The following is a 26,674-nucleotide window of genomic DNA, read 5'->3' on the forward strand; positions in this document are numbered from 1 at the left end:
GGAGGTTATTGCATGCGTTTTTATGCCATTACACAGAGATTACTGCCTCTGGACCATCCCCCTGCTCCGGGCACACCCGGGGTACTGGTGCTCACCTCTGAGGAGCTGGCCCAGGCCAATGCTCTTCCCGGCCTAGCGGGCGTGCTCCACCACACCCCCGCCGCCCGGGACGCCCGGGTGTGTAAGGCGGAGGTGCGCCGGGACTGCCTATCCGGCACTCTGGTGCTGCCCCGGACCACCAAGGAGGGGGTTCCCATCGCCATGGGCTACCTGCTCACCGGAGATCGGGCGGTGCTGGTGGATGACACAGGGGCCATCCTCACCCACCTCAAGCAGCTGACCCAGGAGCCGCCCTGGCCCCAGGGAGGTGTAGGCCGGTTCTTCTGCGCCCTGCTGGAGCGCCTGATTGCCAAGGACCTGCACCACCTGGAGGAGATCGAGGACCGGGCCCAGGCCCTGGAGGAGCAGGTGTTGGCGGGGGAGCTGGAGGACTTCAATGACACCATGTCCCGGCTGCGCCGGCAGGCCATGGCCTGGTTCCGCTACTACTCCCAGCTGGACGATGTAGCCTGCACCCTGCGGGAAAATGAAAATGGCTTTTTTGATGAGGGGGAGCAGCGGCTGTTCCGCATGTTTGAGGACCGGGTGATCCGTCTTCGGGAGGAATCCCAGCTGCTGCGGGAATATTGCCTGCAATTGCAGTCCCTCTTCCAGGCGGAGATCGACATCCGCCAGAACCGGATCATGAAGATTCTGACCATCGTCACCACCATTTTCCTCCCCCTGTCCCTGCTGGTGGGCTGGTACGGCATGAACTTCTCCGGTATGCCCGAGCTGACCTGGCGGTACGGCTATCCGGCGGTGATCGCGGCCAGCCTGATCATCGTACTGCTCAGCCTGTGGATTATGAAGAAGAAAAAGTTCTGGTAAAATGGGAAAACAGGGCCCCCGGCCGTCTGGCCGGGGGCCCTGTGCTGTTATAGAAGAACGTTAGTTTTTCAGGCTCTGCATGGGGGCGGGGATGCGGCCGCCTCGGGCAACAAAGTCCTTGGAGGAGAAGGGGTGGACAGGCTGGACGGGGGCGGAGCCCAGCAGGCCGCCAAACTCCACCGTATCCCCCACCTTGCAGCCGGGGGCGGGGATGATGCGCACGGCGGTGGTCTTGGAGTTGACCATGCCGATGGCGGCCTCGTCTGCGATAATGGCGGAGAGGGTCTCGGCAGGGGTGTCCCCGGGGACGGCGATCATGTCCAGGCCCACCGAGCACACGCAGGTCATGGCCTCCAGCTTGTCCAGGGTGAGGGCCCCGGAGGCGGCAGCGGCGATCATGCCCTCGTCCTCGCTCACCGGGATAAAGGCGCCGGACAGGCCGCCCACATGGGAGGAGGCCATAACGCCGCCCTTCTTCACCGCGTCGTTCAGAAGGGCCAGGGCGGCGGTGGTGCCGTGGGTGCCGCAGACCTCCAGGCCCATCTCTTCCAAAATACGGGCCACGCTGTCCCCGATGGCGGGGGTGGGGGCCAGGGACAGGTCCACAATGCCAAAGGGGGTGTCCAGACGGCGGGAGGCCTCCTGGGCCACCAGCTGGCCCATGCGGGTGATACGGAAGGCGGTCTTCTTCACCGTCTCGGCCACCACGTCAAAGGGCTCTCCCTTCACGCTCTGGAGGGCGTGGTACACCACGCCGGGGCCGGAGACGCCCACGTTGATGACCTTTTCCGGCTCGCCCACCCCGTGGAAGGCGCCGGCCATGAAGGGGTTGTCCTCCACGGCGTTGCAGAAGACCACCAGCTTGGCGCAGCCGAAGCCCCCCTGGTCAGCGGTGCGCTGGGCCAGGTCCTTGATGGTCCGGCCCATGAGGGCCACCGCGTCCATGTCGATGCCCGCCTTGGTGGAGCCCACGTTGACGCTGGCACAGACGATATCGGTGGAGGAGAGGGCCTCGGGGATGGAGGCGATGAGGTTGCGGTCGGCCTGGGTCATGCCCTTTTGCACCAGGGCGGAGAAGCCGCCGATGAAGTTGACGCCGGTGGCCTTGGCGGCCTTGTCCAGGGCCAGGGCGAAGGGTGTGTAGTTGTCGGTTTGGGCGGCAGCGGCCACCAGGGCGATGGGGGTGACAGAGAGGCGCTTGTTGACGATGGGGATGCCGAACTCCTTCTCAATGGCCTCTCCGGTGGCCACCAGCTTTTCGGCGTAGCGGGTGATCTTGTCGTAAATGGCGTCACAGGCCTCCTTGGGGTCGCTGCGGGCGCAGGAGAGCAGGGAGATGCCCATGGTGATGGTACGCACGTCCAGATGCTGCTGGTCGATCATCTGGATGGTCTGCATAATTTCGCTTTGGTTGAGCATGGTCGGTCACCTCGCTTTAAATACGGTGCATGGCATTGAAGATATCCTCCCGCTGGATGCGGATGGACAAGCTCTGCTCCTTGCCCGCCTGCTCCAGAAGGTCGCTCATCTCGCCGATGGAGGCGGTGCAGGCGGAGGTGTCCACCAGCATGACCATGGTGAAATACTCCTGCAAAACGGTCTGGGAGATGTCCAGAATGTTGATGTTGTGCTGGGCCAGCAGGGCGCACACAGAGGCGGTGATGCCCACCCGGTCCTTGCCGATGACAGTGACGATGGCTTTCATAGGTCTCGTTCCTTTCCAATCAAAAAATCACATGGTTGGGGGTCAGCGCTTCACGCTGTCCTGCAATTCGTCCAGGGTCAGTTCAAAGCCGGGTAAAAAGTGCTCCATAAAATATTGCAGGGCGGGAATGGGGTTCTGACACAGGGCGGCGTAGGTCTGCTCCCTGGCCTTTTTGAATTCCAGGTTGCCCGCCTTCAGCTCCTCCACACACTTTAAATAGGCAGAGAGCTTGTCCGCCCCCTTCACCAGGGCCCGGACGTGGGGATCGGAGATGGAGATGACATCCCGGTAGGACTCCCGCAGATCGGGGGGGAGCATGGACAGCAGCTTCTCCTCCGCCACCGCCTCCACCGCCTTGTAGGCCGACTGGATGTCCGGGTTGTCGTATTTGATGGGGGTGGGCATGTCGCCGGTGAGGATCTCGCTGGCGTCGTGGTACAGCGCCGCCACCGCCACCGCCCCCGGGTCTATCGTCCCGCCGAACTTCTCCTTCTCAATGACCGCCAGGGCGTGGGCCAGGACAGCCACCATGTGGGAGTGCTCCTGAATGTTCTCCGGGTCGGTGTTGCGCATCAGGCCCCAGCGGTTGATGTACCGCATGCGGGCAATCATGGGAAAAAAGTGGTAGGCCACCGGGGACACTTCCTTCTTGCTCAAGATGGTGCATATTGTACCACAGCACACCGGGGATGTAAACCGCCCCACGGGAGAAAGCGTTGACGGGGTGGGAAAAATAAGGGATAATGAAAAAACGAGGGCGGCTCACCGCCGTCCCTCGTTTCGCTGTTCCTTTCGTGTCCGCCAGGCCCGCCATGTCTGCCACAGCAGCACCAGGGTCAACAGCCCCCGCCCGATGGCGATGGGCAGTCCGATGAGGTACGCCGGGCTCCACAGCGCGGGGTGCAGGGTAAAAATAAGGATCAGCTGCAGTCCGCTGATGAGGCCCCAGGGGGTAACAGAGGTGTAGGGATTGAGCACCGCCAGGCTCATCCCCAGGCCGGTGCGCAGGGCGACGATTCGTTCACTCAGCGTCATATTGGGTCCTCCTCGCCTGATTTCTGGCTTCATTGTACCAGTTGGGGGCCCAAAGGGCAACCAAGCCCACTTGAAACTGTTAGCAACCAGCAGTTGCGCGGGGCATTTTTCACCAAATTGCCTCGATTTTGGAAGGAGTACTGCTCCATGGCCAAGAAAAACAACCGGGACACCAAAGGTCGGATTATTCAGGCGGCCTGGGACCTCTTTTACCGCCAGGGCTATGACGACACCACGGTGGAGGAGATTATCGCCGCCTCCGGCACTTCCCGGGGCTCCTTCTACCACTATTTTGAGGGGAAGGATGCCCTGCTCTCCTCCCTGTCCTACCTCTTTGACCGGAAGTATGAGGAGCTCTTTCCCAACCTGGACCCAGACACCGACCGCTTTGAACAGCTGATGTACCTAAACCGGGAGCTGTTTGCCATGATCGAAAACTCCGTATCCCTGGACCTGCTGGCCAGGCTGTACTCCTCCCAGCTCATCACCCGAGGGGACAAGCACCTGATGGACCACAACCGTACCTATTATAAATTGCTGCGGCGGATCGTGCTGGAGGGCCAAGAGCGGGGAGAACTGCGGGGGGACGTGACGGTGAGTGAGATGGTGAGGGTGTATGCCCTTTGTGAGCGGGCCCTCATTTACGACTGGTGTCTGTCCGAGGGGGACTACTCCCTGCTCCAGTACGGCAAGACCATGATGCCCATGTTTTTTGGGGGCTTCCGGGCCTGAACCTCCAGTTTGTCACATTTGTACAAGATTGTCTTTTATAAAATGTACAGCTTAAAATCATTGTGGTACACTTAATTGCTCCGTTTTATATAAATAAAGTACGGAATTTATTCTGTACTTCATTCTCTATTTTATTCCACTCCATTTTGTGCTATGATGGTCACACTCGCCGCGCCCGGAACGGAGCCTTGACTCCTGCACCGGGGCGGCATGTGTGTGGAAACCGGCGGCTGCCGCCGCCAAAAGGAGAGAAAACAGTTATGACAGTGGCACAAATCTGTATTACCGCAACCATTATTGTCTACCTCTGCTTTGTCATCTGCACCGGCGTGTGGATTGGCCGGCGGAGCAAAAAGAGCGCCGAGGGCTTTTACCTGGGTGGCCGTGGCCTGGGCCCCCTGGTCACGGCCATGAGCGCTGAGGCCAGCGACATGTCCTCCTGGCTGCTCATGGGTCTGCCCGGCGTGGCCTACCTCAGCGGCGTGGCAGACGCCAGCTGGACCGCCATCGGTCTGGCCCTGGGTACCTACCTCAACTTCCTGCTGGTGGCTAAGCGCATCCGCCGCTACAGCGTACAGCTGGACGCCATCACCATCCCCAGCTTTATCTCCAAGCGCTACGGGGAGAAGAAGCCGGTGATCATGTGCATCGCCTCCCTGGTCATTCTCATCTTCTTCGTCCCCTATGTGGCCTCCGGCCTGGCCGCCATCGGAAAGCTGTTCAACAGCCTCTTCGGCTGGAACTACATGCTGGCTGTGGTCATCGGTGCGGTAGTCATTATCAGCTACACCTCCGTGGGCGGCTTCAGCGCCGTGGCCACCATGGACCTTATCCAGTCCATCATCATGACCACCGCCCTGGTGATTATCACCGTGTTTGGCATCAGCCAGGCGGGGGGTGTGGACGCTGTGGTGGAAAATGCCAAGTCCATGGCCGGCTACCTTAGCTTCGTCCAGATCCACGACCCCACCACCGGCACCGCCAAGCCCTATGAACTGATCAACATCGCCTCCATGCTGGCCTGGGGCCTGGGCTACTTCGGTATGCCCCACATTCTGGTGCGCTTCATGGCCATTCGTGACGAGAAGGAGCTCTCCCTCTCCCGGCGCATCGCCGCTGTGTGGGTGGTCATCTCCATGACGGTGGCCGTGTGCATCGGCATGATCGGCAACAGCGTATCCAAGGCCGGGAAGATCCCCATGCTGGAGGGCAGCGCCTCGGAGACGGTGATCGTCCAGATCTCCAACCTGCTGTCCTCCTTCGGCGTGGTAGCCGCCGTGGTGGCCGGCCTCATTCTGGCGGGCATTCTGGCCGCCACCATGTCCACCGCCGACTCCCAGCTCCTGGCCGCCGCCTCCGCCTTCTCGGAGAACATGCTCCAGGACGTCTTCGGTATCAAGCTCACCCCCAAGCAGACCATGCTGGTGGCCCGGCTCACTGTTATCTGCATCGCCGTCATCGCCGTGTTCCTGGCCGCGGACCCGGACAGCAGCGTGTTTGCCATCGTGTCCTTCGCCTGGGCGGGCTTTGGCGCCACCTTCGGTCCCGCCATCCTCTGCGCCCTGTTCTGGAAGCGCAGCAACCGCCAGGGCATACTGGCCGGCCTGGTGGTGGGCGGTGTGATGGTCTTCGTATGGAAATTCCTGGTCCGCCCCATGGGCGGCGCCCTGGCCATCTACGAGCTGCTCCCCGCCTTCCTGTGCGCCTGTGTGGCTGTCGTGGTGGTCTCCCTCCTCACCCCCGCTCCCGAGGCAGAGATTACCGATCTATACGACTCCTACAACCGCTAATTGCTTCTTTGAACGCAAACAGAGAGGGGACCATACCCGGTCCCCTCTCTGTTCTTCTATTCTTTTTCCCGCCGCTGTTCCCGGTTGTCCCACCAACACCACAGGAGTAGCCCAATGGGCAGCAGGCAGCCAAAAACTATCACCTGTATCGAGAGCAGGGGGTCTTCCTCCAGAAACATCCAGGCAATCACGCCCCCGTAGGCCAGAGGGATGATTCCTTCCAGATACCAGTACCGGCGCTTGCCCCGGTTCCAATAAGCCTGGGCCAGAACGGCGGCAAAGGCGAGGACAAAGACGGTCCAGGCATTCACGAAACCTTCCTCCTTACTCCAGATTTAGACGGCTGTGGAGAATGCCACAGGCCCCGGCAAAGAAAATCCCAGAAGGGATCAGCAGCAGCCCACTGACAAGCCAGGCTATCATGTGCTCATTTTGTGCTGCAATGGCGTTAAAGAGATTTAGACCATCCAGTACATCAATGTATACCGAACCAAGAATATCCAGGGCAATGAATGCGGCCACGCTCATCACCACCCGGTGGCGCTGGAACAGGTGGCCCACGGCGATGGCCAAATAGATGGTAGTGATACACAGTAAAATCCCGCAGAGAAAGAGCACACTGTATTCTGTTATGAACAGCGGGATGTCGGGGCGCCGGGTCAGGGCAGCCCACAGCGCCCGGAAAGTTGCCAGATTGAACACTGTCTCCCACTTAATGGGAAACAGTATGATAATGGCCAGGATGGCCACCGCAATACTGACAACGGAAGTGACCAGAGCACAGATGAGCTTAGAGGCCACCAGCTGCCAGGTTCGCACGGGCAGGGTGTGCATCAAATAGCCCTCATCTCCCAACAACCCCTTATAAAACCGCTGGACGATAAAAATCAGCACTGCCACACACATTGCGAAGAGAACGGAGAAAAAGGCAACCATGGTAACAACGGCCAGCAACTCATTGTCTAGCGGCTGATCGAAGGGAATGGTAAAGCGATTAACCAGGGCGACAACCAGAGAGGCGGGCCACAGAATGGCAAAGGACTTCACCATGGCCCGAAAATCATATTTCAACAGCTTCCAAAGCATTAGAACTCCCCTCCTTCCAAGGGCTGAGCCCGAAAGATATCCCGGAACAGGGCGTCCACACTCTTGCCCTGAGTTTGGCGGATGTTGTCCACCGTCTCGTGGAGCATAATCTTGCCCTCTTTCAGGAAGATGGCCTCGTCCAGCACCTTCTCAATATCGGAGATCAGGTGGGTGGAGATGAGGACGGTGCCCTCCTCGTTGTAGTTGGTCAAAATGGTGCGGAGAATAAAATCCCGGGCCGCCGGGTCCACCCCGGCGATGGGCTCATCCAGCAGATAGAGCTGGGCCTTCCGGGCCATGACCAGCACCAGCTGCACCTTCTCCTTGGTGCCCTTGGACATGGTCTTCAGCCGGTCCTTGGGCTCCACACCCAGACTGTGACACATGGCAATGGCCCTCTCATGGTCAAAATCCGAATAAAAGTCCCGGAACAGGTCGAACAGGTCCACCGCCCGCATCCAGTTGGCAAAGTACATCCGGTCGGGCAGATAGCTGATGATGGCCTTGGTCTCCGGCCCGATGGGCTTTCCATCCACCGCCAGCTCCCCCGCCGAAGGCTGGATCAGTCCGCACAGCAGCTTGATGAGGGTGGTCTTGCCGCTGCCGTTGGGCCCCAGCAGCCCCACAATCTTTCCCCGGCCCACCGACAGGTCGATACCCGCCAGAGCGGTTTTCCGGCCGTAGGTCTTGGTCAGACCCCGGCATGTGATCAACGTCTCGCTCATGTCTCTTCCTCCCCGGCCAGGGCGGCCGCCTGGGCCTTGGTATAGCCCAGCTCCTCCATGGCACTGAAATAGGTTTGAATAATGGTTTGGGCCGCCTGCCGCCGGGCTGTCTCCAACACGGCGGTGTCCTGGGTCACCTGGCGGCCCGCCGTCCGGTCCGCCTTGGCTAGTCCCTCCTGCTCCAGCTGCGCCAGCGCCCGCTGCATGGTGTTGGGGTTTACCCCCGCCTCCGCCGCCAGCTCTCGCACCGAGGGCAACCGGCTCCCCGGCGGATAGATCCCGGTGAGGATCCGCCGCTCCATCTGCTCCGAGAGCTGAAGCCAGATGGGCCGGTCCCCGGTCAGATTCCAGTCCATATGCCTTCCTCCTGCATTATTGTATTAAGTGATTAGTACAATAATACATTTCCGATCCCTTGTCAAGGGCTTTTTTTATTTTAAAAAAGCCTTAATGGTTTCTTAAGAAATGGGCGGGATTTGTCACCGATTTGTTGCTGATTTGCATGGAATTTGTGATGATGGCCCACCTTTTCCCTGCTATAATAGCGTTGGCCGGACAGGGAAAGCGGTCCTGTGCCGGTTCTGTGCTGTGGTACCGCGTGTTCTGTTAGGAGGAACCATATGACGAAACGTATCTTGTCTTACACGGCCGCTGCCCTCACATTGGCTGTGGCCCTCACCGCCTGTGCCCCCCAGGGGCAGGGAGGAAGCTCCAGTTCTGTCTCCTCTTCGGCCAGCGCCAGCCAGGAGGCCCCCTTTGTCTTTACCCGGGAAAACCTGCCCCGGCTGGACGGCTCCACCTCCACCGTTCCCCTGGCCCAGGCCATGTGCTCCGTGCTGTTGGGCGAGGACCGGGAGGCGGTGGCCGACCTCATTGACTTCTCCCGCACCACCCAGTCCTACCGCAACCTGATGGCGGGGGAGCGGGACCTGGTGCTGGCCGCCGAGCCAGAAGGAGAGGTTTTGAATCAATTAAAGGAGGAGGGCCACTGGCTCTATACCCCCTTTGCCACCGACGCCCTGGTCTTTGTGGTCAACCAGGACAACCCGGTGGACAACCTCACCTGGGACCAGGTGAAGAAGATCTACACCGGGGAGATCACCAACTGGAAAGAGGTAGGGGGAGACAATGTGGACATCGTCCCCTTCCAGCGCAACCAGGGGGCGGGGAGCCAGACCATGTTTGAAAAGCTGGTGATGGAGGGCCAGTCCCCCATGGAGGCCCCGGAGACCTGGGTGCCCGACTCCATGGCGGGCCTGCTGGACGCGGTGCGCCAGTATGACAACTCCCCCGCCGCCATCGGCTACACCGTATATTACTACGCCAACGATATGGAGATGGCCCAGGGGTTAAAGGTGCTGTCCATCGACGGGGTGGCCCCTGACGCCCAGTCCATCCGGGAGGGGAAGTACCCCTTTCTCAACCCCTACTATGTAGCCATTGACGGGGACCTGCCCCAGGACAGCCCCACCCGTATCCTCTATGACTGGGTGCTGGGGCCGGACGGGCAGAAGCTGGCGGCTATGGAGGGCTACGTGCCCGTGTCTGGAACGGAGGGATGACCATGAGAGGCACCCGCGCCTGGGCCGCTCTGGCCCTGTCCTGCACCCTTCTGGCGGGGTGTACCAAGTGGGAGGCCACCCAGACGGTCACCGGGGTGGTGGACTCCGGGCCCAATGTCCAGGTGGACTGGTCCGCCCTGGGGGAGTCGGAGTCCCTGCCCGCCGTGGGCGGGCGGTGGTATCAAACCTATGTGTCCGAGCTGATTCCCTCCCCGGACTACGGCCCTCTCCTCCCCTGCAAGGCCGCCCTGTCCATGACCCAGGTCTGGTGGGAGGAGGAAGCCACCTACCGCAATCCCTCCTGGCTCTATGGCCTGATGACCCAGGACGGAATTCTGGTAATGGAGGGGATATGCTCCTCCATCTCCCGCCCCGGCTATACCGTTGCCGACCCGGACACCGGGGAGCTGACCACCCAGCCGCTGCCCGTCTACGCTCTGGCCAAGGGAGACCCTGAGCTGGGAAATCCCACCACCGGGGACCTGGTGGCCCTGGCGGGGGAGGACGGAAACTGGTGGACCGGCTTTCGGTTCTGGGGCAGCATAGCCTATCCCGACGGCATCGCCGCCGGAGACAAGGATGGGCTCTCCCTGCTGGACGCCTACACCGGAGCCCAAATTGGCCGCTACACCTGGGCGGAGCTGGGCATCCCCGACGGCGCCTCCGTCCCCTGGTTCACCGCGGAAGCCCCCTCCACCGCCCAGTGGACGGGGAAGAGGCTCTTCCTGGGCGTCTTTGGAGAAAACTACGATACGGCCCGTTTCCTGGACCCGGTCACCGGGGCGGTGTCCACCTGCTCCGCCGAGGAGTGGTACACCCGCTGGGAGGAGCAGTACAGCCGGTATAACCAGTGGGCCCCCCACCCCAACGGAGACGGCACCATCACCCTTACCTGCGGGACAAAGAGCTATACCCTCCCCTCTCCGCTGCCCCAGGACGAGTACCCCAGCGTGCTCCAGGGGGACCGGGTGTACTTTTACACCTGGACCGAGGATGTCAACACCTTCGCCATCACTGACTTGAAGGGCAACGTGCTCATCCCTGTCCAAAACGGGGACCTGACCATCCTCAACGGGCGGCCGGAGAGCGATCTGCTCCTCTTCGCCATTCGAGGCCAGGAAGGCTGGACCATCTATGACCGAGACGGGGAACAGCGGTTTACCCTTCCCGGCCAGCCGGGCTCCTGGTGCTACCTCAACGGCTCTGTGATCGAGGTGGTCCAGGATAACTGCGCCGCCTACTACTCCGCCGAAACCGGGGACTGCGTCTGGCGGGCCTACGGCGGCCTGGAGAGCCGGGAGCCCGACCTGTAAAAAAACTGTGAACACCCTTGCATTTTCCTGAAAAGTGCGCTATCATACCGTTAGCACTCAAGAAATATGAGTGCTAACGGTATTGTTTCATTTTGTTATAAAATTTATTTTCTATACATGGAGGAATCAGCAATCATGGCAAAGAAACAATTCAAGGCGGAATCCAAACGCCTGCTGGACCTGATGGTCAACTCCATCTACACCCACAAGGAGATCTTCCTCCGGGAGCTCATCTCCAACGCCAGCGATGCCGAGGACAAGCTGGCCTACAAGTCCCTCACCGACGAGAATGTGGACATCAAGCGCAAGGACCTTAAAATCACCATTGTCCCCGACAAGGAGATGGGTACCCTCACCGTGTCCGATAACGGCGTGGGCATGAGCAAGGAGGATTTGGAGAACAACCTGGGCACCATCGCCCGCAGCGGCTCCGGCCAGTTCAAGGCTCAGCTCCAGGAGGACGACAAGGCCGCCGACAAGATTGACGTCATCGGCCAGTTCGGCGTAGGCTTCTACTCCGCCTTTATGGTGGCCGACCAGGTCACGGTGATCTCCAAGGCCTGGGGCAGCGAGGAGGCCTGGATGTGGCAGTCCGACGGGGCCGACGGCTACACCGTCACCCAGTGTGAGAAGGACGCCCCGGGCACTGACGTGATCATGCACCTGAAGAAGGACGCCGACGGGGAAAATTACAGCCAGTATCTGGAGACCTACCAATTACAGGAGCTGATCAAGAAATACTCCGACTATATCCGCTACCCCATCGTCATGGAGGTGGAGGACTACCGCCAGAAGCCCAAGCCGGAGGATGCCGGGGAGGACTACAAGCCCGAGTGGGAGACGGTGAAGGAGTGGAAGACCATCAATTCCATGGTCCCCCTGTGGCAGCGGCAGAAGTCCAAGGTGAAGGAAGAGGAGTATAACGCCTTCTATAAAGAGAAGTTCATGGACTGGCAGGACCCCCTGGCGGTCATCCACACCAGCGCCGAGGGCGCGGTGACCTACAAGGCCCTGCTCTATATCCCCGCCCAGACCCCCTATGACTTCTACACCCGGGAGTACCAGAAGGGCCTACAGCTGTACTCCTCCGGAGTCATGATCATGGACAAGTGCGCCGATCTGCTCCCCGACTGCTTCCGCTTCATCAAGGGCGTGGTGGACTCCCCCGACTTCTCCCTGAACATCAGCCGGGAAATTTTGCAGCATGACCGGCAGCTGAAGGTCATTGCCTCCGCCCTGGAGAAGAAGATCAAGTCCGAGCTGCTGAAAATGCAGAAGGACGACCGGGAGAAGTATGAGAAGTTCTGGAAGGCCTTCGGCACCCAGGTGAAGTACGGCATCGTGGCCGAGTACGGGGCCAAGAAGGAACTTTTGCAGGATCTGCTGCTCTTCTGGTCCTCCAAGGAGAACGCCAACACCACCCTGGCCGCCTACAAGGACCGTATGCCCGAGGACCAGCCCTTCTACTACTACGCCTGCGGCGAGAGCGTGGACAAGATCGCCAAGCTGCCCCAGGTGGAGCGCATCCTGGACAAGGGCTATGAGATTCTCTACTGCACCGAGGACGTGGACGACTTTGTCATGAAGGCCCTGGGCGAATGGGAGGGCAAGAAGTTCAAGTCGGTGGCCGACGAGGACGCCCTGCCCCAGACCGAAGAGGAGAAGAAGGCCGCCGAGGAGAAGGCCGAGGCGGGCAAGGAGGTCCTGGAGGCCGTGAAGGAGGCCCTGGGCGACCAGGTGAAGGCGGTGCGTATCTCCTCCATCCTCAAGTCGGGGGCCTGCTGCCTCACCGCTGAGGGGCCGGTGTCCCTGGAAATGGAGAAGTATATGAGCAAGCTGGAGGGCGGCGAGCACATGAAGGCCGACCGGGTGCTGGAGCTCAATCCCGACTCCGCCCCCTACGCCGCCCTGAAGCGGGCCAAGGAGGCCGGGGACCAGGATACCCTGACCAAGTACGCTAAGCTCCTCTACGGCCAGGCCCTGCTGCTGGCCGGTCTGCCGGTGGAGGACCCCTCGGAGTTTGCCTCCCTGGTCAGCTCTCTCATGGTGTAATGTCCCGTTTCCCCCTTGCCAAACAGGGGAAAATTCACTACAATAAAGGTCGGAGGAACCGAGCAACTGCCCAGCCTCCGGCTTTTCTCATTTCTGTTTACGCAAGGAGGTGGCCCCCTTGTATCTGGTGGACTACCATACCCACACCCACTGTTCCCCGGACAGTTCCGCCCCCCTGGCAAACATGGTTCGGGCGGCACAGGCCGCCGGTCTGCGGGAGCTGTGCACCACCGACCACTGCGATCTGCAGCAGGAGGACGGCTCTCCCCTGGGGGACTGGGATTGGAAGCCCATTCTGGACCAGTTTGAGCAGGCGAAGGTCCCCCAGAATAGGGATGACTTCTGTCTGCTGCTGGGAATTGAACTGGGAGGCGGGCACACGGACCCCCAGCGGGCCCAGAAGCTGCTGGAGGGCGTCCCTCTGGACTTTGTCATTGGGTCGGTCCATAACCTGAGCCCAGCTGCTGGCGGCCGTGACTTTTTCTTCCTGGATTTTCAGGAGGAAGCCCTGGCCCGGAGAACCTTGGACGACTATTTTGACAGCCTGCTGGCCCTGGCCCCTCTCCCCTGCTACGACACCCTGGGCCACATCATCTACCCCCTGCGGTACATCAACGGCCGCTCCGGCCACCACATCACCCTGGACCCCTGGCAGGAACAGCTGGACCAGGTGCTGGGCACCGTCATTGAAACGGGACGTGCCATTGAGGTAAACACCCACAACGGCCGGGAGGTGGAGCAGTGGCGGCCCATTCTGGAGCGCTACCGCCAGCTGGGCGGCACCCGGGTCACTCTGGGCTCTGACGCCCACAAGCCGGAAAACGTGGCCAAAGGTCTGGACCGTGCCGCCCGTCTTTTGCGGGAGATTGGGTTTTCCAGCGTTACCCTTTACCGTCAACGCCAGCCCCGGCAGCAGCCGCTGTGAGCTGGCGAATATGAATTGATTAGGAGGAACATTCCATGATTGCTATTGCATCCGACCACGGAGGATACGCTCTGAAGGAGCACATCAAGGCCTATCTGGCCTCTAAGGGCATTACCTGCCAGGACTTTGGCACCAACAGCGCCGAGAGCTGTGACTACCCCATCTTCGGCAAGGCGGCCGCCGAGGCGGTGGCCAGCGGCCAGTGTGAGAAGGGCATCGTCATCTGCACCACCGGCATCGGCATCTCCATTACCGCCAACAAGGTCAAGGGCATCCGCTGCGCCCTGTGCGCCGACTCCCTGTCCGCCGAGCTCACCCGCCGCCACAACGACGCCAATATGCTGGCCATGGGGGCCGGGATGGTAGGTCCCAACCTGGCTGAGCGCATCGTGGACGTGTTCCTCTCCACCGGCTTTGAGGGAGGCCGCCACGCCCGCCGGGTGGGCCTCATCACCCAGATGGAGGAGTAAGTCTTCCCGATACGAACAAAATCCCCCGTCTGCCTTTGGCAGACGGGGGATTTTTTATGGTCAGGAGAGGTGCTCCAGCTCCTTCATCCACAGGGTGGACACCCCATCCGAGGGCATCCGCCAGTCTCCCCGTGGGGAGAGGGTCACCGACCCCACCTTGGGGCCGTCAGGCAGACAGGAGCGCTTGAACTGCTGGTTGAAAAAGCGGCGGTAGAAGTTGTTGAGCCACTTCAACAGTACCTCGTTGCTGTAGGTGTCTCCCAGGGCATACCGGGCCAGGCGGGAGACCTTTTTCGGGGGGAAACCCCAGCGGACGGCATAGTAGAGGAAGAAGTCGTGGAGCTCATAGGGCCCCACCAGGTCCTCCGTCTTTTGGGCGATCTCCCCCTCCTTGGGGGGGAGCAGCTCGGGGGAGACAGGGGTGTCCAGAATGTCCCGGAGAACGGCAGCCAGCTGGGGATCGGTGGGCTGGGCCTGGTCGGCGGCGTAGGCCACCAGGTGGCGCACCAGGGTCTTGGGGATGCCGGCGTTGACAGCGTACATGGACATGTGGTCCCCGTTGTAGGTGCACCAGCCTAGGGCCAGCTCGCTCAGGTCTCCGGTGCCGATGACCATGCCTCCGGACTGATTGGCCACGTCCATGAGTACCTGGGTGCGCTCCCGGGCCTGGCCGTTCTCAAAGGTGACGGACAGGTCCTCCATGGACTGGCCGATGTCCCGGAAGTGGACCTGGACCGCCTGGCCGATGTCGATGGTACGGAAGGTGGTGCCGATGCGCTCGGCCAGCACCTGGGCGTTGGACTTGGTGCGCTGGGTGGTGCCGAAGCAGGGCATGGTGATGGCCACGATATCCGTCATGGGACGGCCCGCCATGGCCATGGCCCGGGCAGTGATGAGAAGGGCCAGGGTGGAATCCAGTCCCCCGGACAGGCCCACCACTGCGGTCCGAGCCCGGGTGTGGACCAGCCGCTTCTTCAGACCCAGGGCAGCGATGGTCAAAATCTCCTGGCACCGGGCGTCCCGGTCCCCCCGGCTATCAGGGACGAAGGGGTTCTTGCCCACCGGGCGGGTGAGGTGGGTGTCCGTCACTCCTAGATCAAATTCCACCCAGGACATCCGCTCCTGGCTGGAGGCGGGGAAGGTGGTGTTCCGGCGGCGCTCAAAGGCCAGCCGCTCCACATCCAGCTCGGTCACGGTCAGGCCCGAGGCAAAGCGCTGCTCGGCCAGAACCGCTCCGTTTTCCGCAATCACATTGTGCCCGGCGAAGACCAGGTCGGTGGTGGACTCCCCCTCTCCGGCGTCGGCGTAGAGGTAACCGCACAGCAGCCGGGCGGACTGGCCCGCTACCAGGGCGCGGCGGTAATCCGCCTTGCCCACCGTCTCGTTGGAGGCGGACAGGTTCAAAATCAGGGTAGCGCCCTGGGCAGCCAGGTCCCCCGAGGGGGGCTGGGGCGCCCACAGATCCTCACAGATCTCTACTCCAATGACCAGCTGGGGCAGGGAACGGCAGCGAAACAGGGTCTTCCGGCCCAGGAAGGTCTCCCGGCCACAGAGGGGCACAGCCAAAAATTCCTCCTCCGGGGCGGGCTCAAACCACCGCTTTTCATAAAACTCTCCGTAGTTGGGCAGGTGGGTCTTGGGCACCAGGCCCAGCAGCTCTCCCCGGCAGATCAGGGCGGCGCAATTGTACAGCTTGCCCTCCGCCCGGACGGGCAGGCCCACCGCCGCCACCAAATCCAGCTCCCGAGAGGCCTCCAGTACCTGCTCCAGGGCGTCCTCCGCCCCCTTTAAGAGGGTGTCCTGCAAAAACAGGTCCCCGCAGGTATAGCCCGTCAGACACAGCTCGGGCAGACAGAGCACCTTGACCCCTTCCTGGGCGGCCTGGCGCAGCAGAGCGATGCATTGTTCCCCATTGTAGGCGCAATCCGCTACCCGGATCTCCGGAGTACCGGCGGCTATTTTGACAAATCCGTCCCGCATAAAAGGACCTCCTTCATAGGCGTTCCAATCTTCTTTTTATCATAGCCCACTGCCTTCAAAATTGCAAGAAAAAAGCCCCCGGCGCAAGGCCGGGGACTTGAGAGGGAAACAAAGAGATATCAGCCCAGATTCAGCGCTTCCTTCACCTTGGCGATGATGTGGGCGCCGATGTCACGGGAGGCATCCACAGTCTGAGCGCCCAGGTGGGGGGTGACGATAAAGTTGTCACACTCAAACAGGGGGGAGTCGAAGGAGGCACCCTCGGTCAGGCCGCCAGCCGCCAGCTCGTTCTCCATCACGTCGGAGGCATAACCGCCGATCTTGCCCGCCTTCAGGGCTTCATACATGTCCTTCTCATTGACAATACCGCCACGGCTCATGTTCAGCACCACGGCATCGTCCTTCATCTCGGCGATGGACTTGGCATTAAACAGGTCCTTGGTTTCGGGGGTGAGAGGCATGTGGATGGTCACATAGTCGGAGACCTTTAGCACCTCGTCGATGGACATGCTCTTGGCATGCTGCTCCTCAAAGACATGAGCGGGCAGATAGGGGTCGTAGGCCACCACGTCCATCAAAAAGGCGCGGCCCAGTTCACCCACGCGCTGGCCGATGCGGCCAAAGCCCAGAATGCCCAGGGTCTTGCCCCGCAGCTCCCGTCCCACAAACTTATACTTGTCCCAGTTCTTGTTGACCTTCACATCGGCGTTGGCGGGAATGGTGTGACGGGACAGGTCCAGCATCTTGGAAATGGTCAGCTCAGCCACGGCGTTGCCGTTGAGGCCGGGGGCGTTGATGACCTGGATACCCTTCTCCTTGGCGGTGTCCAGATCAATGTGGTTCAGACCCACGGAGCACACGCCGATGACCTTCAGATTCTTGGCCGCGTCCAGGATCTCCTTGTTGATAGCGGGGTCAACGCGCATGATGAGCACATCATAGTCGGGAATGAGGGCAGCCAGCTCCTGCTGGGTGGGGAGCATCTTGGTGTCCACCTGCATGTACTTGCCCAGCTCCTCCGCAATGGCACTGTGGACTGCGTCGATGATGAGACACTTCATAAAACAACGTCCTTCCTTCCAAAAAATATGGGTTTCCTCCGCCCCCCCACCTTCCTAAACAGGGGTGCGGCGTCAACGGGTTTCTTGATACTCATATTATGGCATAAATTCACTCTGTCGAACATCACATTTTTTGTGAGGGTTGCCACAATCATCCGGTTGTGGTAAAATGGGGTAGTCCCAAGGAAAAAAGAAGGATTGCCGTCAAAATGAGGAGGTCACTGCTTGAATTTCCTGCATTTGAAATATTTCCTTATGGTGGCCGAGGAGCTGAATATTACCCGGGCAGCGGAGCGGCTGTACATATCCCAGCAGTCCCTGTCCAACCATATCAGCAATATGGAGCGGGAGCTGAATGTGAAGCTGTTTACCCGATCCCCCAAGCTGTCCCTTACCTACGCCGGGGACCAGTTGGTCCAGACCGCCACCCAGATTTTGGACCAGTACAGCCAGTTCCTTACCAAGGTGGGGGATATTAACCGCCACTACTTAGGCATGCTGCGGGTGGGCATCTCCCACACCTGCGGACTGGCCCTGCTGCCCGACGTATTGCCCCGGTTTCGGGAGGAATTTCCCATGGTGGAATTTTCTCTCTATGAAGGCAACTCCAACCAGTTGGAGGACGAGCTGTCCCACGGGCGGGTGGATCTGATCATCTGTTTTCAGCCCATCATGATGGAGGGGGTGCGCACCGTCTCCCTCACCCAGCAGCGGCTGATGATGGTGGTGCCGAAAATCTTTACCGACCAGCTCTTCGGTGCCCAGGCCGAGGAGACCCGGGCACAGTTTGCCCAGGGGGCGGATATCTCCGCCTTCCAGCAGCTTCCCTTTGTGCTCATCAAGCGGGGCAATCGGACCCGCAACATTGTGGACCAGTATTTCAGCCGCTACTATTTTAAGCCCAAGCTGATCCTGGAGACGGAGAACACCGTTACCACCCTGGCCATGGCCCAGGCCGGCGTGGGGATTACCATCTGTCCCGAACTCTTCCTTCGGGCTATCCCCGCCGCCCCGGCCGACAACAAGGGGGTGGACCTGTTTCCCCTGTCGGACCCCTCCACCTTCAGCCGACTGGTGGCCGGCTACCGGGGGGACCGGTACCTGTCCCATTTTGGGGAGCGGTTTATCGATCTGGCCCAGGAATCCCTCACCGATCAGCGGCGGATCGCCGATGTAAAATCCCGCGAAAAAGAATTGACAAACAAATCGGATTGAGCTATAGTAAAGGACAATCATCCAAAAACGCGATGAACGGGATAGTAGGCATGCCTGGATGCGAAGAGAGGGAGCGGCTGGTGTAAGCTCCCGGGAAGGGCCTTCCCCGAACCTCACCCGTGAGCTGTCTGGCTGAACCGGCTGAGCGCCCCAGTAGGTTGGACCGGCCCCCACCGTTATCCGGGCAAGAGTGCATGGCCGGGACCCTCGGTCCCCCATGAAGTTAGGTGGTACCACGGAGCATACGGCTTCGTCCTATCAAAGGAGGATAGGGCGAAGCCGCTTTTGTTTTTCCATCAAAGACAATTTCCCCCAAATCATTCACAATACGACGGAGGTGACGTTCCATGAACGGAGCGCAGGCATTGATCGAGAGCTTATTGCAGGAACAGGTGGAGCATATCTTCGGCTACGCCGGGGCCACCATCTGCCCGGTAGTAGACGTCCTGCGGGAGCATCCTGAGATCGGCTATACCCTGGTGCGCAACGAACAGAACGCCGGCCATATGGCCTCGGGCTACGCCCGGATCTCCGGGAAGGTGGGGGTGTGCATGGTGACCTCCGGCCCGGGGGCCACCAACCTGATTACCGGCATTGCCACCGCCTATATGGACTCCATCCCCATGGTGGCCATCACCGGCCAGGTACCCAGCCACCTACTGGGCCGGGACATCTTCCAGGAGGTGGACATCACCGGCGCCGTAGCCCCCTTCTCCAAGCACAGCTACCTGGTCAAGGACGCCAACCACATCCCCGCCGTGGTCAAGGAGGCCTTCCACATCGCCTCCACGGGCCGGCCGGGTCCGGTCCTCATTGATATCCCCATCGACGTGCAGCAGCAGGAGCTCAAGGGCAAGTTCCACTACCCCGAACAAGTGAACATCCGGGGCTATAAGCCCAGCGTGAAGGGGAACGAATTACAGATTAAGCGGGTGGTGGAGGCCATTGGCCGAGCCAAGCAGCCCCTCATCTGTGCGGGAGGGGGCGTGTGGCTGGCCCACGCCAAGGAGGAGCTGCTGCAGCTGGCTGAGCGCTGCTCCATCCCTGTGGTCAAGACCATGATGGGCATTTCCATCATGCCCACCGACCACCCCCTGAACATGGGCATGATTGGGGCCCACGGCAATCACTGCGCCAACAAGGCCCTGGCCAAGGCGGACCTGCTCATCATGGTGGGCACCCGGGCCGCCGACCGGGCGGTGCTGGACCCCCGGGAGATCCAGCGGCGGATGGCCACCATCCACATCGACGTGGACCCCGCCGAGATTGGAAAGAACATGCAGGCCGCCATCCCCCTGGTGGGGGATGTGAAGGTGATTTTGAACCAGATCCTGGAGCGGGACATCCCCGCCCCCGACTCCGCCGCCTGGCTGGAGTGTTTGAAGGACTACCGCAAAGCGGAGCTGAGCCGGGTCTTCCCCCAGCGGGAGGGCTACGTCTTCCCCGGCACCCTGCTGCGCCACCTGGGCCGAAAGCTCAACGACGACGCCATCGTGTGTGTGGACGTGGGCCAGAACCAGATCTTTACCTGTAAATATCTGCCCCAGAAAAATGGCCGGCTGCTCACCAGCGGCGGCCTGGGGACCATGGGCTACGCCCTGCCCGCCGCTGTGGGGGCCAAGGTGGCCGACCGGAAGCGCCAGACTCTGGCGATTTGCGGGGACGGTTCCTTCCAGATGGCCATGAACGAGCTGTCTGCGGTGAAGACGGAGGGAATGGACCTGAAAATCCTCCTGTTCTGCAACCAGACCCTGGGCCTGGTCCACCAGATTCAGCGTACCGCCCCCTACCACGGCACCTTCGGCGTGGATCTGGACGGCTCCCCCGATTTCCACACCATTGCCGCCGCCTATGGGGTGCCCAGCCTGCAGCTCGACGACGAGAGCGAGATGGATCAGGTGCTGGACCAGTTCCTGTCCGCCCCGGGCAGCTGCCTGCTGGTCTGCCGGGTCCACCCCGACGTGACCACCAACGATTAACGAGAAGGGAGAAACTGCCATGAAACAAACGATTTCCGTCCTGGTGGAAAACCGGGCCGGCGTGTTGAACCGAATTACCGGGCTGTTCTCCCGCCGCGCCTTCAACATTGAGTCCCTGGCCGTGGGCGTCACTGACGACCCCACCATCTCCCGCATCACCATCATTGTGGACAGCGGAAACAGTGTGGTGGAGCAGGTGGAAAAGCAGCTGAACAAGCTGGTGGAAGTGATCAAGGTCCGCACCCTGGAGGAAAACAGCCTGATCGGCCGGGAGCTGATGATTTTAAAGGTAAACGCCAACAACAAAACCCGTCAGGACATTATGACCATCTGTGAGATCATGGGGGCCAAGGTGGATGACATCTCCCCCACCTCCATGACCATGGAGCTCTCCGCTACCCCCGACCAACTGGACACCTTCCAGGCTATGATGCGCCCCTTCTCCATTTTGGAGGTGGTGCGCACCGGGGTCATCGCGGTACAGAAGGGAGGAGGAAAAATTTGAAGATCCGAGCCACTCAGGCCATCATGGAGTGCCTGCTGGAGCAGGAGGTGGACACCGTCTTCGGCTATCCCGGCGGCACCATCCTCAACCTCTATGATGAGCTGTACAATTATAAGGATAAAATCACCCATATCCTCACCGCCCACGAGCAGGGGGCGTCCCACGCCGCCGACGGCTATGCCCGTTCCACCGGAAAGGTGGGGGTGTGCTTTGCCACCAGCGGTCCCGGGGCCACCAACCTGACCACCGGCATCGCCACCGCCTACATGGACTCCTCCCCCGTGGTTTTCATCACCTGCAACGTCAGTGAGGACCTGCTGGGCAAGGACTCCTTCCAGGAGGTGGACATCACCGGCATCGCCATGCCCATCACCAAGGCCACCTATCTGGTCCGGGACCCCCAGACCATCCCCGACGTGATGCGTCAGGCCTTCGCCGTGGCCGCCACCGGCCGTCCCGGCCCGGTGCTCATTGACTTTTTGAAGAATGTCACCTTCCTCAACGCCATGATCGACTATGAGTTCATCCCCTGGACCCAGAACCGGTCCTGCTCCAGCATCCGGGCCCTCTCCCACAGCCATGAGCTGAAGGCCCCCGAGCCCAACCTGGGGGACATTGACAAGCTGGTGGAGATGATCGCCCAGTCGGAGCGCCCCCTGCTCATCTGCGGCGGCGGCGTGGTCCGGGGCCGGGCACACCGGCAGTTCCGGGAGTTTGCCGAGAAGCTGGACTCCCCTGTGGCCATCACCGTCATGGGCGGCGGCGGCTTCCCCGGCGCCCACCCCCTCACTACCGGCATGATCGGCATGCACGGCTCCCAGGCCTCCAACGTGGCCTGCAATGAGTGCGATCTGCTCATCGCCGTGGGTTGCCGGTTCTCCGACCGGGTGGCCCTCCAGCCCGACACCTTCGCCAGCCAGGCCAAGATCGTCCACATCGACATCGACCGTTCGGAGATCGACAAAAACGTCCTCACCGACCACCACATCGTGGGCTCGGCCAAGCGGGTGCTGGAGCTGCTCAATAAGCGCCTGGGCCAGTATCACCATCCGGAGTGGAAGGAGCACATTCTCCCCCTGCGGGAGAAGCAGCCGGTGGAAGATTGTGACAAGCTCACCCCGGGCCAGATCCTGGACGCCATCCAGAAGGCGGTGCCCCACGACGCCATCGTGGCCACCGATGTGGGCCAGCACCAGATGTGGTCCATCCAGCACTTCCACTTTGAGTACCCGGGGCAGCTGCTCACCTCCGGAGGCTTCGGCACCATGGGCTTCGGCCTGGGGGCCGCCATCGGAGCCAAAATGGGCAACCCGGACAAGGTGGTCATCCACACCACCGGCGACGGCTGCTTCCGCATGAACTGCCACGAGTTGGCTACCGTGGAGCATTACCACCTGCCCATCATCACCGTGGTCTTCAACAACGGTACCCTGGGCATGGTCCGCCAGTGGCAGCACCTCATCTACCACGAACACTACTCCCAGACCACTCTGGACCGGGGCCCAGACTTCGTGAAGCTGGCCCAGGCCTATGGTCTGAAGGGCAAGCGGGTCACCAACCGCGCCGAGATGGAGCAGGCCCTCCAGGAGGCCCTGTCCTGCGGCTGCGGCTACGTCATCGACTGCCAGGTGGATATGGACGAGATGGTCCGGCCCATGGTGGCCGGCGGCGCCCACATCACCGATTTTCTGCTGAAGTAAGGGGGCGGCTGGGATGAAGAAAACCTTTGACACCGAAAAGAAGCTCTACACCCTGTCCATCCTGGTCCGGGACATCCCCGGCGTCTTGAGCCAGGTGGCCCGACTGTTCTCCCGGAAGGGCTATAACATTGAGTCCATCGTCTCCGGTGAGACCGACCGCCCCGGCGTTACCCGTATCACCATCGTCATCCTGGGAGACGAGCTGATGGTCAATCAGATCGCCGCCCAGTGCCGCAAGCTCATCCCCGTCCTGGCTGTCAAGCTCCTGGACGAGGCCACTTCCATTCAGCGGGAATTTTCCCTTATCAAGGTCCAGGCCGCCGACCGCAATTCCCGGGACGAGGTCATCCAGATCGCCAACATCTTCCGGGCCAACATCATTGATGTCAGCCGGGAGACCCTTACCGTGGCCATCTTTGGAGACAAGGACAAGACCTCTGCCCTGCGGGGACTGCTGGCCGACTACGGCATTCTGGAAATCGCGAAAACGGGTACTCTCGCCATTGAACGAGGGCGCAGCACCATCTATGACGATAATAAATTAAAGGAGGAATATAACTATGGCAAAAATGTATTATGAGAAGGACTGTGACATCAACTACCTGGACGGGAAGAAGATCGCCATCATCGGCTTCGGCTCCCAGGGTCACGCCCACGCCATGAACCTGAAGGACTCCGGCTGCGACGTGTGTGTCGGTCTGCGCCAGGGCTCCAAGAACTGGGCCAACGCCGAGAAGGCCGGCCTGAAGGTCATGACCGTCCCCGAGGCCGCCAAGTGGGGCGATATCATCATGATCCTGGTCAACGACGAGGTCCAGGCCGAGGTCTATAAGAAGGACATCGCCCCCAACCTGTCCGCCGGCAACATGCTCATGTTTGCCCACGGCTTCAACATCCACTTCAAGCAGATCGTTCCTCCCGCCGACGTGGACGTGTCCATGATCGCACCCAAGGGCCCCGGTCACACCGTCCGCTCCACCTATGTCAACGGCAAGGGCGTGCCCTGCCTGATCGCCGTGGAGCAGAACGCCACCGGCGACGCCTATAAGCTGGCTCTGGCCTATGCGGCCGGCATCGGCGGCGCCCGGGGCGGCGTGATGGAGACCACCTTCCAGGACGAGACCGAGACCGACCTGTTCGGCGAGCAGGCCGTGCTGTGCGGCGGCGTGGTGGAGCTGATGAAGCTGGGCTTCGAGACCCTGGTGGAAGCCGGCTACGAGCCCGAGAACGCCTACTTCGAGTGCATCCACGAGATGAAGCTGATCATCGACCTGATCAACAAGGGCGGCGTGGCTGCCATGAACTACTCCATCTCCGACACCGCGGAGTATGGCGAGTATGTCTCCGGTCCCCGGGTCCTGCCCTACGAGGAGACCAAGAAGAACATGAAGGCTGTCCTCAAGGACATCCAGGACGGCGTGTTCGCCGGCAAGTGGATCGCCGAGAACAAGAACGGCCGCACCTTCTTCAACGCCAAGCGCGCCCAGCTGGCCAAGCACCAGATGGAGACCGTGGGCGCCGAGCTGCGCAAGAACATGCTCTGGGGCGAGGATACCGATCTGGACACCGCCTCCAACTGATCCTCCCGCCGATCCGGACAACAGAAAATGCCTCCCCTGTTTGACCAGGGGAGGCATTTTTATCTATCCGTTTCCAGCTACCCTTCCGTCAGCAGGCAGAAGAGCTGATCCCCCTCTGGGAAAAGGGACAGCTCTAGGGAAATGGCCGCTCCAGTCAGCGTCTCCAGTTCCGGCGTGCTGCGGAGGAACAGGGAGGAGCTCTCCTCCCCCTTGGCTACGTCATACCACCCGGCAGTCTGGTAAAAGGCGCATATCTCCGCTAGGACGGCTTCCGCCCCCTCTGGTCCGCCGGACAGCTCAAAGGCCTGTCCGACCGTGAGATAGACCGGGTCGCCCTCGTACTCCGCCAGCAAATACAGGGGGAACAGCAGGCCCCGCAGCTCCTCCTCTGACAGCCGGCAGCTCACATCAAGGTCCATCAGGGTATACCGCCACTGGTCCCCCTCCCCGCCGGAACAGGCAATAAAGCACAGTCCGCCCCCGTCCTGGGGGGTGGTCACATGGATCAGAAGGCCCTCCTGCTGTCCAGCAAAGGAGCGGGGCGCCACTTCCGTCACAAAATCTTGGCCGGAGATCTGCTCCTCCAGCTCCTCCGGCCTCAGCGCGGCAGTGAAGACGGTGAGACTAGGGCTTGGAACGGTGCGGCGGCAGTCCAGAGGGAAGGACACCCGCTCTCCGGTGGGGAACAGCTTGATCCCCACGCTGTCCGCCCGGGTGGGGGCGGGCCCGCCGCAGGAGACCAGCAGCAGAAGGCAGACAAGAATTTCCGCAAGCCGGAAGCGGTGTTTCAGCGTGTGGGAAAACATCTCTATCAACCTTTATGAATAGCTTGAAATTGCAGATGCATCTGAAATAAACGGACGAATGACTTGATAGTTTATGACAACATCGGAATAATTTTCCCATCCGTAATGGGTAATGAGCAAATCATAAGGAGTATAGCCGTAAACTACTATATTATGATCTACTGTATTTGTACCTGACGAAGAAACATCATCGACTTGACCACATAAAAGCACCGGACGATTAGCATCAATTTGTTCTTTAATCCGCCCCACAGTCGGTAATATTTGAGACCAATAGCCCATATTGATATTGCGTTCTTGCGATAAATACCTATTCTTACAAAACAATTTTATTTTAATTGCATAATTTTGTCAAGAATAAAATGTAAAATATTGTAATTTTATATAATTTTGTCAAAACAAAGGGCCAACCCTGGAACAGGGCAGGCCCTTTGCATGCGAATAAATATCACGCCGCCTTCTGGGGCAGTGCAGATGCTCCTGACAATCGCCGACAGCTTCGCCGCCGGTTCAGAAAGCCGTCAGCCTCTCCCCCAGGGACAGGCCGTACTGGAAGGTCGCCGCCGTGGACTGGAAAAACAGGTTGACCAGGGCGTAGCCGAAAAGCAGGCCGGTGACAAAGCGCCGGCCGTTTCCGCTCTCGTAGGAGGTGAGGGCCTGAAGACCGCCGTCTGCCACCAGGGGGAGGAGCAGAACCAACGACCACACCACATCCACCCGGACAAAGGGAAAACTCACCAGGCACAAAACCATGCCCGCCAGCTCCCCGGTACACCGGGCGCATAACGGAAACCGCCGCCCCTTATAGTGAAAGGAGCGGCTGTCCAGACCGTGGCACCCAAAGATAATGGGCAGCCATTGATAGAGCCAGGGGATCACGAGAGGATGGCCAGCCCAATGCCGCCCACGATGGCAAGGATATACCAGAACGCGTAAAGACCCACGGCCACCAGGGCGCCGATGCCCGCGGCCTTGGCGGTTTTAGGCTTTTGGTCCTTCCAAACCAGGAAGAGCACCAGACCCACAATGGGGATGCAGCAGCCCAGCAGGCTCCAGCCGATGCCGCCGTTATCCTGAACAGGAGGGACAGAGTACTGGGCTTCCCCACAGGAGGGGCAGACCATTGCCTGGTCGCTGATGGGGGCGCCGCAGCGCCTGCAGTATGCCATAGAGGTTACCTCCTAAAAATAAGCAATTAAATTAAGCCGATCGGCAGCTCCATTATACCAGAGAGGCCGCCAGAACACAAGAAAGATTCCCCGGGAAATGGAGAAAAGAGCCCTGGGAAACCGCCTTACAGTCTGGCTTTGGGCAGATTCCAGCGGTAGTGGGCGGCCAGACAGCGGATGAGCACTACCACACCCATCCCTAACAGCATGGCGGGCACCTCCCCCGTCCACGCCCAGCACAGGGCGCACACCAGGGCCCCAGCCAGGGAGGCGGAGGCGTAGACGTGCTTGACCAGGATGTAAGGGGTGTCATCGGCCAGCAGGTCCCGGAGCACCCCGCCCCCTACCCCGGTG

General features: G+C 60.6%; 29 protein-coding genes and 1 other annotated feature. Of the genes, 14 read left to right on the plus strand and 15 right to left on the minus strand.

Annotated features, from left to right (window positions below):
- The first annotated feature begins 12 nt into the window (after nucleotides 1-12).
- Complete coding sequence (locus B5E43_RS05925; RefSeq protein WP_087394579.1) at nucleotides 13-930, plus strand: CorA family divalent cation transporter; 918 nt, start codon at nucleotides 13-15, stop codon at nucleotides 928-930.
- A 60-nt stretch (nucleotides 931-990) separates the two neighbouring features.
- On the opposite strand, the gene B5E43_RS05930 is transcribed toward B5E43_RS05925, so the two are convergent.
- From B5E43_RS05930 to B5E43_RS05945, 4 genes are all read right to left on the minus strand, one after another.
- Entirely contained in the window at nucleotides 991-2,349 is a 1,359-nt protein-coding gene (locus tag B5E43_RS05930; protein WP_087394581.1) for a PFL family protein, read from the minus strand.
- 16 nt (nucleotides 2,350-2,365) lie between these two features.
- Entirely contained in the window at nucleotides 2,366-2,635 is a 270-nt protein-coding gene (locus tag B5E43_RS05935) for an ACT domain-containing protein (RefSeq protein ID WP_087394583.1), read from the minus strand.
- Nucleotides 2,636-2,677: 42 nt separating this feature from the next.
- Nucleotides 2,678-3,268: a 5'-deoxynucleotidase gene (gene yfbR / locus B5E43_RS05940; protein ID WP_206406946.1), complete on the minus strand. Its 591-nt coding sequence runs from the start codon at nucleotides 3,266-3,268 to the stop codon at nucleotides 2,678-2,680.
- Between the two features lie 129 nt (nucleotides 3,269-3,397).
- Nucleotides 3,398-3,670, minus strand: coding sequence for a hypothetical protein (locus B5E43_RS05945; protein WP_087394585.1), 273 nt, complete (start codon nucleotides 3,668-3,670; stop codon nucleotides 3,398-3,400).
- A gap of 147 nt (nucleotides 3,671-3,817) precedes the next feature.
- On the opposite strand from B5E43_RS05945, the gene B5E43_RS05950 reads away from it, so the two are divergent.
- Both B5E43_RS05950 and B5E43_RS05955 read left to right on the plus strand, forming a co-directional pair.
- Complete coding sequence (locus tag B5E43_RS05950) at nucleotides 3,818-4,402, plus strand: TetR/AcrR family transcriptional regulator (RefSeq protein ID WP_087394587.1); 585 nt, start codon at nucleotides 3,818-3,820, stop codon at nucleotides 4,400-4,402.
- 260 nt (nucleotides 4,403-4,662) lie between these two features.
- Nucleotides 4,663-6,192 (plus strand): sodium/proline symporter, encoded by a 1,530-nt coding sequence (locus B5E43_RS05955; protein ID WP_087394589.1) that lies wholly within the window; start codon nucleotides 4,663-4,665, stop codon nucleotides 6,190-6,192.
- A 56-nt stretch (nucleotides 6,193-6,248) separates the two neighbouring features.
- On the opposite strand, the gene B5E43_RS05960 is transcribed toward B5E43_RS05955, so the two are convergent.
- The 4 genes from B5E43_RS05960 to B5E43_RS05975 are packed head-to-tail and all read right to left on the minus strand — an operon-like array spanning nucleotide 6,249 to nucleotide 8,359.
- Nucleotides 6,249-6,503 (minus strand): hypothetical protein, encoded by a 255-nt coding sequence (locus B5E43_RS05960; RefSeq protein WP_087394591.1) that lies wholly within the window; start codon nucleotides 6,501-6,503, stop codon nucleotides 6,249-6,251.
- 13 nt (nucleotides 6,504-6,516) lie between these two features.
- Entirely contained in the window at nucleotides 6,517-7,278 is a 762-nt protein-coding gene (locus tag B5E43_RS05965) for a hypothetical protein (RefSeq protein WP_087394593.1), read from the minus strand.
- Nucleotides 7,278-8,003, minus strand: coding sequence for an ABC transporter ATP-binding protein (locus tag B5E43_RS05970; RefSeq protein ID WP_087394595.1), 726 nt, complete (start codon nucleotides 8,001-8,003; stop codon nucleotides 7,278-7,280). The genes B5E43_RS05965 and B5E43_RS05970 overlap by 1 nt, the downstream gene beginning before the upstream one ends.
- Entirely contained in the window at nucleotides 8,000-8,359 is a 360-nt protein-coding gene (locus B5E43_RS05975) for a GntR family transcriptional regulator (protein WP_087394597.1), read from the minus strand. Before B5E43_RS05975 ends, B5E43_RS05970 begins: the two co-directional genes overlap by 4 nt.
- 264 nt (nucleotides 8,360-8,623) lie before the next feature.
- On the opposite strand from B5E43_RS05975, the gene B5E43_RS05980 reads away from it, so the two are divergent.
- The 5 genes from B5E43_RS05980 to rpiB all read left to right on the plus strand — a co-directional run bounded on the left by B5E43_RS05980 (nucleotide 8,624) and on the right by rpiB (nucleotide 14,325).
- Nucleotides 8,624-9,565 carry a substrate-binding domain-containing protein gene (locus B5E43_RS05980; protein ID WP_087394599.1) on the plus strand — a complete coding sequence of 314 codons (942 nt, stop codon included), beginning with the start codon at nucleotides 8,624-8,626 and terminating at the stop codon, nucleotides 9,563-9,565.
- A gap of 2 nt (nucleotides 9,566-9,567) precedes the next feature.
- Nucleotides 9,568-10,878 carry a hypothetical protein gene (locus B5E43_RS05985; protein ID WP_087394601.1) on the plus strand — a complete coding sequence of 437 codons (1,311 nt, stop codon included), beginning with the start codon at nucleotides 9,568-9,570 and terminating at the stop codon, nucleotides 10,876-10,878.
- A gap of 135 nt (nucleotides 10,879-11,013) precedes the next feature.
- The gene (gene htpG / locus B5E43_RS05990) at nucleotides 11,014-12,930 is read left to right on the plus strand and encodes a molecular chaperone HtpG (protein ID WP_087394603.1); all 1,917 of its coding nucleotides are present in this window, start codon (nucleotides 11,014-11,016) and stop codon (nucleotides 12,928-12,930) included.
- Between the two features lie 127 nt (nucleotides 12,931-13,057).
- A complete protein-coding gene (locus B5E43_RS05995) occupies nucleotides 13,058-13,855 on the plus strand; it encodes a PHP domain-containing protein (RefSeq protein ID WP_242964729.1) in 798 nt (265 codons plus the stop codon).
- 35 nt (nucleotides 13,856-13,890) lie between these two features.
- Entirely contained in the window at nucleotides 13,891-14,325 is a 435-nt protein-coding gene (rpiB, locus tag B5E43_RS06000; protein WP_087394607.1) for a ribose 5-phosphate isomerase B, read from the plus strand.
- Between the two features lie 60 nt (nucleotides 14,326-14,385).
- Here the strand turns inward: rpiB and B5E43_RS06005 are convergent, their stop codons facing one another.
- Both B5E43_RS06005 and B5E43_RS06010 read right to left on the minus strand, forming a co-directional pair.
- Nucleotides 14,386-16,305, minus strand: a complete 1,920-nt coding sequence (locus B5E43_RS06005) for an NAD(+) synthase (RefSeq protein ID WP_087394609.1) — start codon at nucleotides 16,303-16,305, stop codon at nucleotides 14,386-14,388.
- A gap of 119 nt (nucleotides 16,306-16,424) precedes the next feature.
- Nucleotides 16,425-17,366, minus strand: coding sequence for a D-2-hydroxyacid dehydrogenase (locus B5E43_RS06010; RefSeq protein ID WP_087394611.1), 942 nt, complete (start codon nucleotides 17,364-17,366; stop codon nucleotides 16,425-16,427).
- 225 nt (nucleotides 17,367-17,591) lie between these two features.
- Here B5E43_RS06010 and B5E43_RS06015 point away from each other — a divergent pair, with 225 nt between their 5' ends.
- The 6 genes from B5E43_RS06015 to ilvC all read left to right on the plus strand — a co-directional run bounded on the left by B5E43_RS06015 (nucleotide 17,592) and on the right by ilvC (nucleotide 24,345).
- Nucleotides 17,592-18,581, plus strand: a complete 990-nt coding sequence (locus B5E43_RS06015) for a LysR family transcriptional regulator (RefSeq protein ID WP_087394613.1) — start codon at nucleotides 17,592-17,594, stop codon at nucleotides 18,579-18,581.
- 23 nt (nucleotides 18,582-18,604) lie between these two features.
- Nucleotides 18,605-18,842 (plus strand) — a binding site (T-box leader).
- An 86-nt stretch (nucleotides 18,843-18,928) separates the two neighbouring features.
- Nucleotides 18,929-20,560, plus strand: coding sequence for a biosynthetic-type acetolactate synthase large subunit (gene ilvB, locus B5E43_RS06020; protein WP_087394615.1), 1,632 nt, complete (start codon nucleotides 18,929-18,931; stop codon nucleotides 20,558-20,560).
- 19 nt (nucleotides 20,561-20,579) lie between these two features.
- A complete protein-coding gene (gene ilvN, locus B5E43_RS06025) occupies nucleotides 20,580-21,065 on the plus strand; it encodes an acetolactate synthase small subunit (RefSeq protein ID WP_087394617.1) in 486 nt (161 codons plus the stop codon).
- On the plus strand, nucleotides 21,062-22,765 hold the full coding sequence (gene ilvB, locus B5E43_RS06030; protein WP_087394619.1) for a biosynthetic-type acetolactate synthase large subunit: 1,704 nt from the start codon (nucleotides 21,062-21,064) through the stop codon (nucleotides 22,763-22,765). The genes ilvN (B5E43_RS06025) and ilvB (B5E43_RS06030) overlap by 4 nt, the downstream gene beginning before the upstream one ends.
- 13 nt (nucleotides 22,766-22,778) lie before the next feature.
- Nucleotides 22,779-23,345 (plus strand): acetolactate synthase small subunit, encoded by a 567-nt coding sequence (gene ilvN, locus B5E43_RS06035; protein ID WP_087394621.1) that lies wholly within the window; start codon nucleotides 22,779-22,781, stop codon nucleotides 23,343-23,345.
- The gene (gene ilvC, locus B5E43_RS06040; RefSeq protein WP_087394623.1) at nucleotides 23,326-24,345 is read left to right on the plus strand and encodes a ketol-acid reductoisomerase; all 1,020 of its coding nucleotides are present in this window, start codon (nucleotides 23,326-23,328) and stop codon (nucleotides 24,343-24,345) included. The genes ilvN (B5E43_RS06035) and ilvC overlap by 20 nt, the downstream gene beginning before the upstream one ends.
- A gap of 77 nt (nucleotides 24,346-24,422) precedes the next feature.
- Here ilvC and B5E43_RS06045 read toward each other — a convergent pair whose 3' ends face one another.
- From B5E43_RS06045 to B5E43_RS06060, 5 genes are all read right to left on the minus strand, one after another.
- Nucleotides 24,423-25,151 (minus strand): hypothetical protein, encoded by a 729-nt coding sequence (locus tag B5E43_RS06045; protein WP_087394625.1) that lies wholly within the window; start codon nucleotides 25,149-25,151, stop codon nucleotides 24,423-24,425.
- A 12-nt stretch (nucleotides 25,152-25,163) separates the two neighbouring features.
- Nucleotides 25,164-25,433 carry a hypothetical protein gene (locus B5E43_RS14870; protein ID WP_143382959.1) on the minus strand — a complete coding sequence of 90 codons (270 nt, stop codon included), beginning with the start codon at nucleotides 25,431-25,433 and terminating at the stop codon, nucleotides 25,164-25,166.
- A gap of 228 nt (nucleotides 25,434-25,661) precedes the next feature.
- Nucleotides 25,662-26,030, minus strand: coding sequence for a DUF2085 domain-containing protein (locus B5E43_RS06050; RefSeq protein ID WP_087394627.1), 369 nt, complete (start codon nucleotides 26,028-26,030; stop codon nucleotides 25,662-25,664).
- The gene (locus tag B5E43_RS06055; protein ID WP_087394629.1) at nucleotides 26,027-26,320 is read right to left on the minus strand and encodes a zinc ribbon domain-containing protein; all 294 of its coding nucleotides are present in this window, start codon (nucleotides 26,318-26,320) and stop codon (nucleotides 26,027-26,029) included. Before B5E43_RS06055 ends, B5E43_RS06050 begins: the two co-directional genes overlap by 4 nt.
- Nucleotides 26,321-26,445: 125 nt before the next feature.
- A partial coding sequence (locus tag B5E43_RS06060; protein WP_206406942.1) for a TRIC cation channel family protein occupies nucleotides 26,446-26,674 on the minus strand: 229 nt, incomplete at its 5' end.

Origin of the sequence: Flavonifractor sp. An100 (assembly GCF_002161175.1) — a bacterium.
GTDB lineage: Bacteria > Bacillota > Clostridia > Oscillospirales > Oscillospiraceae > Lawsonibacter.